The organism is Bradyrhizobium sp. AS23.2, assembly GCF_001908185.1.
GTDB lineage: Bacteria > Pseudomonadota > Alphaproteobacteria > Rhizobiales > Xanthobacteraceae > Bradyrhizobium.
Genome location: NZ_LGHM01000418.1, coordinates 1 through 886, shown reverse-complemented (window position 1 = coordinate 886; position 886 = coordinate 1). Strand labels below are relative to the sequence as shown.

At 56.1% G+C, this 886-nt stretch carries 1 protein-coding gene; it reads left to right on the top strand.

The features are described 5' to 3' along the window. The coding region (locus tag AC630_RS42620) for a phosphatase PAP2 family protein (RefSeq protein ID WP_143198797.1) at window positions 1–543 on the top strand (543 nt) is incomplete at its 5' end. Window positions 544–886: the final 343 nt, after the last annotated feature.

Here is an 886-nt window from a genome sequence, read left to right as displayed (position 1 = left end):
ACGATTAAAGCGGTTCTCGCAATTGCGTATCACAGCTGCATGCCGCAGGTTGCCGTCTTGTTGTTGTGGCTGAGTGCGTGCGGCCGATTTGAAAGGATGCGGGAATTCGTTTGGCTGTTCGTAACATCGCTCCTCGTGATTATCCCAATCTCATGGCTTCTGCCTGCAGCGAGCGCATGGGTCTACTTCGGCGTCGTCGAACGCGTCGACGCGTATCATCTGGTCGATTTTAACGCACTCCGAAGCGGCGAGATGACGAGCATCTCCTTGACGCACGTGAATGGTCTGATCACATTTCCATCTTTCCACGCGGCGCTGGCCATCATACTTATCTACGCCTGTCGGGGCTTGAAGGTGCTTTTCCCGGCATTCCTTGTCTTGAACTTGCTGATGCTTGCCGCAACACCCACCGTGGGTGGCCATTATTTCATTGATATCATCGCGGGCGGGGGTGTCGTTCTTTGCCTCGTATGCCTTCGACGGCTTCACTGGCGCACCTTGTTTGCACGATGGAACACGTCGCCATCACACGCGGCCGGATAGTAATCCGCGCTCTGCAAGGGGCAGAGCGGTCTGCCCGGCAGGGCTAAACCAAACGCTCAACAGGTTGAAGTCCGCTATTGGCCCTTCGCGCCATTTCGTTGCCACGCAATAAGCTGGTCGGTTTCGGGGAAGAGCAGACATCGAACACAAGCCGAACACGCAGAGTCGGTCGAGAATGACCCGGGACGGAAGTCGGGCGCGACGGAATAAAGGTCGTGACATGACGCTTTCCTCACCCGGTCGCCTGGTTCCGCGAGCCGATGGCTCGCCTGAAATTGCAACTCCAACGTTTACACGGCCTTAGTTCACTACTTGATATTCTCGGGGGACTTAGGTGTCTCTG